General features: G+C 69.8%; 9 protein-coding genes. 1 reads left to right on the top strand and 8 read right to left on the bottom strand.

The window, feature by feature from the left end; genetic code table 11:
• Positions 1–58: 58 nt before the first annotated feature.
• On the bottom strand, positions 59–1,864 hold the full coding sequence (gene ggt / locus ACFQ6X_RS31240) for a gamma-glutamyltransferase (RefSeq protein ID WP_383186408.1): 1,806 nt from the start codon (positions 1,862–1,864) through the stop codon (positions 59–61).
• A gap of 104 nt (positions 1,865–1,968) precedes the next feature.
• Between ggt and ACFQ6X_RS31235 the strand changes: the two genes are divergently transcribed.
• A complete protein-coding gene (locus ACFQ6X_RS31235; RefSeq protein ID WP_383186406.1) occupies positions 1,969–2,715 on the top strand; it encodes a hypothetical protein in 747 nt (248 codons plus the stop codon).
• 7 nt (positions 2,716–2,722) lie between these two features.
• On the opposite strand, the gene ACFQ6X_RS31230 is transcribed toward ACFQ6X_RS31235, so the two are convergent.
• The 7 genes from ACFQ6X_RS31230 to ACFQ6X_RS31200 all read right to left on the bottom strand — a co-directional run bounded on the left by ACFQ6X_RS31230 (position 2,723) and on the right by ACFQ6X_RS31200 (position 9,973).
• On the bottom strand, positions 2,723–3,748 hold the full coding sequence (locus ACFQ6X_RS31230) for an ArsR family transcriptional regulator (protein ID WP_383186404.1): 1,026 nt from the start codon (positions 3,746–3,748) through the stop codon (positions 2,723–2,725).
• A 251-nt stretch (positions 3,749–3,999) separates the two neighbouring features.
• Positions 4,000–4,458: a peptidoglycan-binding protein gene (locus ACFQ6X_RS31225; protein ID WP_383186402.1), complete on the bottom strand. Its 459-nt coding sequence runs from the start codon at positions 4,456–4,458 to the stop codon at positions 4,000–4,002.
• Between the two features lie 89 nt (positions 4,459–4,547).
• On the bottom strand, positions 4,548–5,000 hold the full coding sequence (locus ACFQ6X_RS31220; RefSeq protein ID WP_383186400.1) for a peptidoglycan-binding protein: 453 nt from the start codon (positions 4,998–5,000) through the stop codon (positions 4,548–4,550).
• Positions 5,001–5,047: 47 nt separating this feature from the next.
• Positions 5,048–5,500, bottom strand: a complete 453-nt coding sequence (locus ACFQ6X_RS31215; protein WP_383186398.1) for a peptidoglycan-binding protein — start codon at positions 5,498–5,500, stop codon at positions 5,048–5,050.
• Positions 5,501–5,667: 167 nt separating this feature from the next.
• Positions 5,668–7,569, bottom strand: coding sequence for a PhoX family protein (locus ACFQ6X_RS31210; RefSeq protein ID WP_383186396.1), 1,902 nt, complete (start codon positions 7,567–7,569; stop codon positions 5,668–5,670).
• Entirely contained in the window at positions 7,569–9,650 is a 2,082-nt protein-coding gene (locus tag ACFQ6X_RS31205) for a peptidoglycan-binding protein (protein WP_383186394.1), read from the bottom strand. Before ACFQ6X_RS31205 ends, ACFQ6X_RS31210 begins: the two co-directional genes overlap by 1 nt.
• Before the next feature lie 191 nt (positions 9,651–9,841).
• Positions 9,842–9,973, bottom strand: a complete 132-nt coding sequence (locus tag ACFQ6X_RS31200) for a hypothetical protein (protein ID WP_383186392.1) — start codon at positions 9,971–9,973, stop codon at positions 9,842–9,844.
• Positions 9,974–10,003: the final 30 nt, after the last annotated feature.

Raw genomic sequence — 10,003 nt, 5'->3', positions numbered from 1 at the left:
GGTACGACGCGGCTGAGCGCGTCGTACCGGCCCCGAGGGCACTGCTACTGCCGATCGGTCATGAACGTCCGCCCGGATGCACCACCATGGCCGAGCCGCCGCCCCGCCGCACCTTTTCCGCAGCCGCGAGCCACCGCCCGTCGGGCAGCCGCTGGACACCCGTGGCCGCTCCGATCTCCGGGTTCAGCCTGAAGACGTGGCCGAGCGCTTCCAGCTGCCCGCGCACCGTGCTGTCCCACAGCCCGGGTTCGATCTCGGTCGTGGCCGAGTTGCGCTGACTGGCACGGGGCGCGGCGATCGCCTCGACGAGCGGCAGCCCCCGGTCCAGATGCCCGGTCAGCGACTGCAGCACGGTGGTGATGATCGTCGCACCGCCCGGCGATCCCAGGGCCAGTACGGGCTTGCCGTGCTCCAGAACGATGGTCGGCGAGATCGACGACCGCGGGCGCTTGCCCGGACCGGGCAGGTTCGGGTCGTGGACCGCCGGGGATGCGGGCGCGAAGGAGAAGTCCGTCAGCTCGTTGTTGAGCAGGAAGCCGCGCCCCGGCACGGTGATGCCGCTGCCGCCCGTCGACTCGATGGTCAGCGTGTACGCCACGACATTGCCCCACTTGTCGGCGGCGGTCAGATGCGTCGTGTTCTCGCCCTCGAACGTCGTCGGTGCCGCGGTGCCCCCGGCGGCGCACGGGACGGGGTGGCGGGGGTCGCCCGGCGCGAGCGGGCTGGTGAGCACGGCGTCGTCCTTGATCAGGCACTCGCGCGAGTCGGCGAAGCGCTGGCTGAGCAACTCCCGTGTCGGCACGTCCTCGAACGCGGGATCGCCGAGCCAGCGCCCCCGGTCGGCGAAGGCGATCCGGCTCGCCTCGATGAGCCGGTGCAGGTACTGCACCTCGCTCGCCTTCGAGAGGTCGGTCGACTCGAGGATGTTGAGCGCCTCGCCCACGCTCGTACCACCGGACGAGGAGGGCGCGATGCCGTAGACGTCGAGGCCGCGGTAGCCGATCCTGGTGGGGGCCTGGCGCAGGGCACGGTACGACTTCAGGTCCTCGGCCGTCAGATCTCCGGGACGGACCACGCGGGTGGCGGCCGGGTCGACGGGAGGCCTGCGTACCGTCTCCACGATGTCCTCGGCCAGCCCGCCGCGGTACAGCTCGTCGATGCCCTCGCGGCCCAATGTCTCGTACGTACGGGCGAGATCGGGGTTCTTGAAGACCGATCCGACGACGGGCAGCTTCCCCTGGGGCAGGAAGAGCTCCGCGGACGCGGGGAAGTCGGCGAACCGCGCCTGGTTGCCCGCGGTCTGTGAGCGGAAGGTGCCGTCCACGACGAACCCGTCGCGGGCGAGCCGCTCGGCCGGCTTCAGCAGCTGCCGCAGAGGCTTGCTGCCCCAGGCGTCCAGCGCCTTCTCCCAGGTGGCCGGGGTGCCGGGGGTACCAACTCCGAGGCCGCTGGTGACGGCGTCGTTGAACGGGATCGGCTGCCCGTTCTCCAGGAAGAGCGAGGAGTCCGCGCTGCGGGGCGCGGTCTCACGGCCGTCGATCGTCTGTACCGTGCGCTTCTCGGCGTCGTACAGGACGAAGTAGCCTCCGCCGCCGATGCCCGCCGAGTAGGGCTCGGTGACACCCAGCGCCGCCGCGGTCGCCACGGCCGCGTCCACCGCGTTGCCCCCCTTGCGGAGCACCTCGATCCCGGCCGCCGAGGCGTCCGCGTCGACGCTCGCCACCGCTCCCCCGTATCCGACCGCCACCGGAGACTTGGGTGGGGGGCCGGACGGCTCCGAAGCCGCCGGGGCCGCGGCACCGAGCGAACCGATGACAGCGATAACGCTCAAGAACGACACATTCCGGCCGACGGAACGACGCATCCGTACCTCCAGTGAAGGATCGTCCGCGCAGGGTAACGCCGCCCCGCCCGGATCCACAGGACCGCCTCGGACACGGGCTCGGATGACCGCTAATATGCCCGCCCATGACTGACGACGTGCGCAACATCGTGCTGGGTGTCATAGCTGCCGGATTCAGCGCCTCCCTCGGCTGGATCGCCCGTACCTACCTGTGGCGGCGCAGACTCCGCCGCAAGCAGGCCTTCTTCGGACTGCCCGGGAACTCCGAGTGCATGCTCGTGGTGAATCGCGAGGCCGGCGGCGACGGCGCTGTCCACCGCCATGACGTCTTCGCCCTGCTGGAGCTCTCGGCGCTGATCAAGGACTGCCAGGCACATGCGCAGATCGTGTCCCACGACGTGGCCCAGCAAGGGTTCGGTGAGCGTACGGAGTTCTGTGTCGGCGGCCCGGTGTCGAACCGGCGGATGGCCGCTCACCTGCAGTCCCTGCTGCCCGGCGTGAAGATCAACACGGATCCCGAGCCCGGCCCGGACCGCGCCGCCTTCCAAGTGGGCTCGGAGCGCTACCGACTGGAGTCCGGCGTCGCCGAGCATGTGCTCCTCGCACGTCTGACGGGTGGTCAGGACGCCCGCCCGGTCTTCCTGTTCTGCGGACAGCGCGCCATCACCAATCAGGCGGCATCGCGCTACCTCGCCCGCAACTACGAGAAGCTGCAGCGCAAGCACCGCAACAACAGCTTCGTCCTGCTGCTGAAGGTGGTCAACACCCATGCGTACGGGCCCGATGTGGTGGAGGTCATCGGCGATGTGACACGCACCGCGCAGGCCCCGCTGCCCGTCGCACCCCCCGTCTCGCACCGGGCGGCCGACTGAGGCCCGCTCAGGCGACGGTGCCCGTGAGGTCGGCCTCAGCCTTGCGCAGGGCTGCGCGCAGCAGGGATGCGCCCGTGGGTGTGAGGGTGTGCAGCACGGTCGGGCCGTTCCGAACGGTGGTGATGAGCCCCGCGTCACGCAACGCGGTGGCGTGTCTGCTGGCGGCGGAGGCCGAGACTCCGGCAGCACGGGCGATCTCGCCGGTCGTGGCGCCGGCGGACGCGGCGCGCAGGGCGACCGCTCGGGCACGCCCGAGCACGTTGGTCAGGGACTGATCGGGGGCGCTGTCGGTCACGGAGCGGACCTCGGGCTCGTGGAGCAGCGAGTACCAGACCACGGGCGGCAGTCCCGGGTCGGCGAAGGCAACCGGCTCGCCCCAGTTGAAGTACGACGGGACGAGAGTGATCCCACGGCCGTTCAGGTGAAGGTCCCGGTCGTCCGCCTGCCTGGGGTAGGCGACCTCCAGGACGGGAGGGCGCCAGCGGAGCATGGGCCCCAGTCCCGAGAGCATGCCCTCCACTCCGCCGTCGAGAAACCCACGGCAGCGTGCCGCCCGCTCGGCCTCGACGCGCGCCCGCACCTGCTCCTTGTGGGGGGCGACGACGACCTCGTAGTACGCGCGCAGCACCCCCACGAACTCCTTGCGCGCTTCCAGTCCGGCCAGTTGCCCGGCCCACGCGGGCGCTCCGACGATCCGGTCGAGGATGGCCATCTCCGCCATGACCCGTTGCCCGGGCGTGGCCAGAATCGACTCCAGTCCCACGTCCAGTCCGTCCAACGCCCCGACCGGGGTGAGGAAATCCGGATAGTACGCGGCCCTTGGATACAAGGGCAGCAACACATTTCGCAGGGCGCGCTCCAGCCCCTTCTCCCGCAGTTGTTGCCGTGTCGTGCGGTACCACCCGTCGAAGGCCCACCTTCCCCTCCGGGTCTGGAACCGGTGCAGACTCGCGGCGATCTCGAAGAGCGGATCGGGAGCGGGGGCGAGCCGGGTCCTCGCCAGATCCACATCGGTGAAGTGAATGCGGAGCACGTCGTTCCCCCAGTTGAGTTCGGCTCTTGCTCTACAGCGCACCAGCGTTCGTTCGGCGCGGGATCCGCCGGACGATCGTAGGTAGCTGGAATCAAGGAACGATAAACGGGGGTTCAACGAGCTTGCGGTGCCTGCTTATTGGCGCCTGCACGTGGACAACGCGGGGTTCGGGTACAGCCGGTGGTGCGCCGGGAGCGACGAGCGCGCCTGCCTCACCTCCCCCGTGAGGAGGTGAGGCAGGCACCTACGGATCAGCCGCCGACGGAGCCGGCGAACTTCGCGAACGCGGTCCTGGTGCCCGGCCCGGCGATGCCGTCGATCGGACCCGTGTAGCCCCAGAGGTCCTTCAGGTACCGCTGCAGCGCCTTGATCGTGTGGGAGCCGGCGATCCCGTCGATCGCGTCCTTGTAGCCCCAGTTCGTCCGCAGGTGGCGCTGGAGCGCCTTCCAGCTGTTGGTGCCCAGCAGCCCGTCGACGGGGCCGGTGTAGTTGTAGTGCAGGGCCAGCCACCACTGGAGGTTCTCGGCCTGCGCGCCGGTCAGGCCGAGGTTGTTCGTCGCAAGGGTGCCTAAGGCCTCGGCGCTCACCGCCGGCGGGGCCGCCGGTGCGGACGCCGCGAAGCCGGTGCCGGCACCGGCGAGGGTCCCGACTGCCAACCCGACGACAGCGGTGGCACTGACGATCGACCTCGTCACCACGCTCGGTCGCATGCGTTCTTCCCTTCGTTCGTTCGATCGTCTGCGGCCGGCTGAACGGCAGCGCGCCTGCCCCGTGACGAGGTGCGGCAGGCGCGTACGGATCAGCCGTGGATGTCGGCGAACTTCGCGAACGCGGCCCTGGTGGCGTCCCCGGCGATGCCGTCGATCGGACGGTCGTAGCCGTGGTCCCGCAGCATGCGCTGCAGCGCCTTGATCGTGTTGGTGCCGGGGATCCCGTCGATCGAGTCGTGGTATTCCCAGTCCTCCGCCAAGTGGCGCTGCATCGCCTTCCAGCTGTTGGTGCCCAGCAGTCCGTCGATGGAACCGGTGTACTCATGGTTCCACCGCAGCCAGAGCTGGACGTCCTTGGCCTGCCTGCTGGTCAGGCCGAGGTTGTTCGTCGCGAGGGTGCCGAAGCCCTCGGCGCTCACCGCCGGCGGGGCGCCGGGTGCAGAGCCCGCGAAGCTGGTGCCGGCACCGGCGAGGTTCCCGATCGCCAGCCCGGCCACGGCGGTGGCGCTGACGATCGACCTCGTCATGAGGCTCGGTCGCATGCGTTCTCCCCTTCGTTCGTTCGGTCGATCGGTGACGTGAGCGCGGATCAGCCGATGAAGTTGGCCCAGTTCGACCACGCGGCCCTGGTGCCCGGCCCGGCGATGCCGTCGATCGGACCCGTGTACTGGGAGTGCTCACTCAGGAACCGTTGCAGCGCCTTGATCGTGTTGGGGCCGGGGATCCCGTCGATCGCGTCGTCGTATTCCCACTGGTCCTCCAGGAAGTTCTGTATCGCCTTCCAGCTGTTGGTGCCCAGCAGTCCGTCGATGTCTCCGTTGTAGCCCCAGCCCCTCAGCCAGCGCTGGATGCCCTTGGCCTGCTTGCTGGTGAGGCCGAGGTTGTTCGTCGCGAGAGTGCCGAAGGCCTCGGCGCTCACCGCCGGCGGGGCCGCCGGTGCGGAGGCCGCGAAACTGCTGCCGGCACCCGCGAGGGTCCCGATCGCCAGCCCGGCCACGGCCGTGGCGCTGACGATCGACCTCGTCATGACGTTCGGTCGCATACGTTCTTCCTTTCGTTCGTTCGGTTCATCGGTGACGGGAGCGACACCGTCTGGGCGCTCGGAACGCCCGTAACGGAACGCTGCCGGGTGGGACGGCGGGACGGTGTCACCCGTGTGACCTGGGCGTCTCACCGCTTTCCGGGACCGGGACGGGACAGGCTTGCTGTTCATGACGATTCCTTTCGACGCGGGTTTCGGACCGGGTGGACGGCAACGGTCGCGGAGCGGGGGCGGCTTCCCGGCTGTCCGGACGGCCAGGTGCTCACCGCACCTGGGTCGGCGGCGTCCGGGGCGCCCCACCGGGCGGTGCGCTCGCCGGGGTGCTGGATGTTCACGAAGAGCGTTTGTCCGTCAGGAGTGGCGGTGACTCCGGTGACCTCGGCGCCGCGGGGGGCGGTGAGGAAACGGCGAACCTTCCTGGTCGTCGGATCGGCTGCCAGCAGGGCGTTGTTCCCGGCGGCCCGGTAGGCCGCCGCAGTGCCGTTCAGGGCGTGGCCGGAGACACCGGTGGAGATCCAGAGCGTTCCGTCCGCGCCGAACCAGAGGCCCTTGGGAGCGGCGAACGCGCCGTCGGCGGACAGGTCCGGGTCACCGCCGACGAGGAACTCCTCCCAGCGGAAGGAGGGCGACGTACCGTCGTCCGCCGCCTCGCGCCAGCGGATGACGCGCCCGTAGGGATCGGCGCCACGCGCGCATGCCCCTGCGGCCGTGTTGTCCCCGGTCCCGCTCGAACACGGGGAGCCACCCGTGCTGTTGGCGAGAGCCAGGTACACCTCTCCGTCGAGAGGGCTGACCGCAACTCGCTCGGGCCGGGCGAGGGGCGTGGCGCCGAGGGCGTCCGCTGCCGTCCTGGCCCGCACCAGGACGTCCGCCTGGTCGTGCCAGCCCTTGTCACGGGTCAGCGGGCCGTGCCCGTGCCGGAGCGGCAGCCACCGGCCGACGCCGTCGGGGGAGATCCTCGCCACGTAGAGCGTGCCGTGGTCCAGCGGGCTCCTGCCCCGGTCGCGCAGCCGGCGCCAGCTGTCCGCGCTCACGTACTTGTAGAGGTACTCGCCGTCCTCGGAGTCGGTGCTGTAGACCACGAGGCGTCCCGCGGCCTCGGTCACGGTGGCACCGCCGTGCATGAAGCGTCCGAGCGCGGTCCGCTTGACCGGGACGGCGGACGGATCGCGGGGGTCCAGCTCCACGATCCAGCCGAACTCGTCCGGTCTCGCCTCACGAGCGGCAAGGTCGAATCGCGGGTCGGCACGGTGCCAGGGATGCCCGAACCCGTCGGCGGACAAGCCGTACCTGACGTGCTCCTCGTCGCGCCGCCAGTCGGGCTCGTCGGTGCCGAAGACGGCGTTGAAGTTCTCCTCCGCCGCCAGGTAGGTACCCCAGGGGGTGATGCCGTGGCCGCCGCAGGCCAGCACGCCTCGTGACCTGCCGTCGACCGCCACGGGACCGGAGAACCGGACCGGTGAGTCGCCCGTGATCCTCCGGTTGTACGCCGAGTCCACGGCCTTCCACACACCTCCGGACTCCCGTACCTCCAGCACGGTGAGGCCCTGCGCGGCGACCGCCTTGTCGGCCCCGCCGCCCAGCAGTTCGGGGTCGGTCGCCTCGTGGCTGATCACCAGCAGGCCGCGGCGGTTCCCCGTGGCACCGTCACCCAAGGGGAAGAACTGGACGCCGTGATGATGGCTGCCGACCTGCTGTGCCTGCTCGGCCGCCGAACCGCTCCCGTCCGCCCGCCATGGGGGCCCGGCCGCGCGTACGGCCTGTCCCCAGGGGGCGAGCACGTCGGCGGTGCGACCGGCGGGAACCGTGACGGCATCCGCCTCGCCGGCCGCCACCGCGGTGAAGGACGACAGTCCCAGGGGCGCCGCACCGGGCCGCCCGGCGGACGCGCCCGCGGCCGACGGCAGGGCGGCGGCTCCCGAAGTCCCGAGGCCGAGGAGACCGGCGGCGGCCAGGACTCCGCCCGTGACAACGCGCCGTCGGGACAGCCCTGCTGCCCGGTCGTCCGTGATGCCTGTGGTGTCCGCGGCGTCCATGGCGTCCGTGGCCTCCGTCGCATCGTCCCGCATCAGAACCTCCCCTGGTTGAGTGCGGTCTGCAGGGCCTTGGTGGTTCCCGAGCCCCAGTCGCCGTCCACGGTCAGACCGGCGCCGATCATCTTGTTGAGGTGACCCTGCAGGGCCTTCACCGAGGCCGGACCGAAATCGCCGTCCACGACCAGGCCCGCATCGGCCCAGGTGTTGAGGTGCTGCTGCAGGGCGCGCTTGGAGTCCGGCCCCCAGACGCCGTCGGCGGTGGCGCCGATCGCGTACTGCAACTCCGTGACGGTGGCCGGGCCGAAACCACCGTCCACGGTCAGTCCCGCACCCCCCTGGTAACGGTTGTAGGCGGCTTCGGTGGCGGGGCCCCACAGGCCGTCGACGTCGGCGCCGACCTTGGCCTGGAGCCACTTGACTCCGGATTCGGTCCGGGGACCGAAGAGGCCGTCGACATCCAGCTTCGGCGTGTGACCCAGGCCGTTGACCGCGTGCTGCTGAGCCGTGACCGACCGGATGTTGGTCAACCCGCCGTCCGCGTCGGCCGTCCCTCCGGTGTACGCCACGTAGGCGGCTTCGGTGGCGGGGCCCCACAGGCCGTCGGCGCCGGCACCGACCTTGGCCTGGAGCCACTTGACCCCGGATTCGGTCCGCGGACCGAAGACACCGTCGACGTCCAGCTGCGGGGTGTAGCCCAGTCCGTTGACGGCACGCTGCTGCGCGGCGGCGGTACGGATCGTGGTCAGGCCGCCGTCGGATCCGCCCCCACCGTTGTACGCCACATAGGCCGCCTCGGTCAGCGGTCCCCAGAGGCCGTCCGCGCCGACGCCGACCTTGGCCTGGAGCCACTTCACTCCGGCGTTGGTCAGCGGTCCGAAGGCTCCGTCGACGTCCAACTGCGGCGTGTGGCCAAGGCCGTTGACGGCACGCTGCTGCGCGGCGATGGAACGGACGCTGGTCAGGCCGCCGGCCGAGCCGTCGCTCGGGGGTTCACCGTTGTACACCGGCTGACCACCGACGATGGGGTACGTGATTCCCGGCATGCCGTTCCGCACCCAGGTCCGGAGATCGTTGCCGGGGCAGGCCGTGGAGCCGATCGCGCTGTGGTACGTCCTGGTGAGCGCCTTTCCCGCGTATCCGTTCGCGGCGTAGTAAAGGCTGCGGATGGAGTTCTTGGCGGTCTGGGTCGCGTCGCCGTCCCGTCCGATGAAGCACACACCGAAGTGGCTCGTGTTGTAGCCCGTCGCATGTGCGCCGACGGTCATCCAGCCCCGCCCCTCGAATATTCGGCCGGAGCGGTCCACCAGGAAGTTGTAACCGATGTCCCACCACCCGTTGCCGTCCATGTGGTAGTTCTGAATGGCCCGGGGAGTCTGTGACGTCGGACCGGCCGAGTAGTGCACGGCGAATCCTGTGCGCTGCGACGGCGAGGCGAAGTCCTCGTCGCGAGGCGGACGGGCTCCCCACTGGCCGCGTGAAATGATCTGCAGCCCGTCGGTTTCCTTCCCGGCCGTGGGCATGCCGGGATCCATCGAAGAGCCCGCCTTCGCATACGACGTGAGGTTTCCGGGACACTCCGTGTCGTATCCCAGGGAGTGGGGCACGAGGAGGCCTCCCGCCGCCAGGCTGACCAAGGTCTCGGTCCGCAGATGCCAGATCAGGTTCTTGATCGAATCCCGCATGGCCTGGGTCGGGTTGTCCTCCGAGCGAAGAAGGCCACATATCGAGTAGAAGCCGGTGTTTCTGCCGATACCGTTCACATGGCCGGCCGCGTTGGCCTCGGCTCGCCGGTATCCTCGGCCTTCGTATATTTCGCCGTGCGGGCATACCAGGAAGTTGTAGTGGATGTCATCGACATCGAAATAGCCGCTCGCCCAAGCCTTTGCTATTTCCACCTGGCAGTCGCGTTCCGAGTCGGGTTGAAACTTGCCCTCTCCTCTGTGATGAATGAAGACACCGCCCGTCCACGGCTCCCACAGGTTTTCGTTCGCCGTCGGGGTTTCGGCACGCATCACGACTGCTGCCTTACCCAAGGCCGCTGCGAGCAGGGCAATGCGCGGATCCGCGGTGACGTACTGCGCCCAATCCGATCGAGGGCGAAGATGAATCGGCATGATGGGGGCTTTCCTTCCAGGGACATGTCGGGGATTGCTCCGCTGCGCCGCAGTCCGTCAGTGGGTGGACCGGCACCTCAAGACGCGTAGGGCCTTGCCGGAGTCGAAGCGTTTCCGTGCTCCGGGAGACCCAGGATTGCCCAGCGGCGGACGCTGGGCCATGCTGTTGCGGCTGACCGCAAAAGGCGAGCTCACCGGGGGAGTACGACATGCTCCGTATGCACGTCAGCGAGGTCGACCTGACCGGAACCCGGTTCACCGTCGGGCCTGTTGCGCAGCGCCATACGCAGACAGGCCGCCAGCAGCAGCTGACGGCCCATCATGAAACATCGGTGCCGACCGATTTCGGGGAC

It is taken from the genome of Streptomyces sp. NPDC056452, assembly GCF_042796085.1.
Classification (GTDB): domain Bacteria; phylum Actinomycetota; class Actinomycetes; order Streptomycetales; family Streptomycetaceae; genus Streptomyces.
Note: the sequence above shows the minus strand (reverse complement) of the source record. Positions and strands in the feature narration are given on the sequence as shown.

What these genes read in the sequence shown, in the direction of transcription:
- ggt (WP_383186408.1), bottom strand. Translation starts at nt 1,864, where the DNA reads ATGCGTCGTTCCGTCGGCCGGAATGTGTCGTTCTTGAGCGTTATCGCT.
- ACFQ6X_RS31235 (WP_383186406.1), top strand. Translation starts at nt 1,969, where the DNA reads ATGACTGACGACGTGCGCAACATCGTGCTGGGTGTCATAGCTGCCGGA.
- ACFQ6X_RS31225 (WP_383186402.1), bottom strand. Translation starts at nt 4,458, where the DNA reads ATGCGACCGAGCGTGGTGACGAGGTCGATCGTCAGTGCCACCGCTGTC.
- ACFQ6X_RS31220 (WP_383186400.1), bottom strand. Translation starts at nt 5,000, where the DNA reads ATGCGACCGAGCCTCATGACGAGGTCGATCGTCAGCGCCACCGCCGTG.
- ACFQ6X_RS31215 (WP_383186398.1), bottom strand. Translation starts at nt 5,500, where the DNA reads ATGCGACCGAACGTCATGACGAGGTCGATCGTCAGCGCCACGGCCGTG.
- ACFQ6X_RS31210 (WP_383186396.1), bottom strand. Translation starts at nt 7,569, where the DNA reads ATGCGGGACGATGCGACGGAGGCCACGGACGCCATGGACGCCGCGGAC.
- ACFQ6X_RS31205 (WP_383186394.1), bottom strand. Translation starts at nt 9,650, where the DNA reads ATGCCGATTCATCTTCGCCCTCGATCGGATTGGGCGCAGTACGTCACC.
- ACFQ6X_RS31200 (WP_383186392.1), bottom strand. Translation starts at nt 9,973, where the DNA reads ATGATGGGCCGTCAGCTGCTGCTGGCGGCCTGTCTGCGTATGGCGCTG.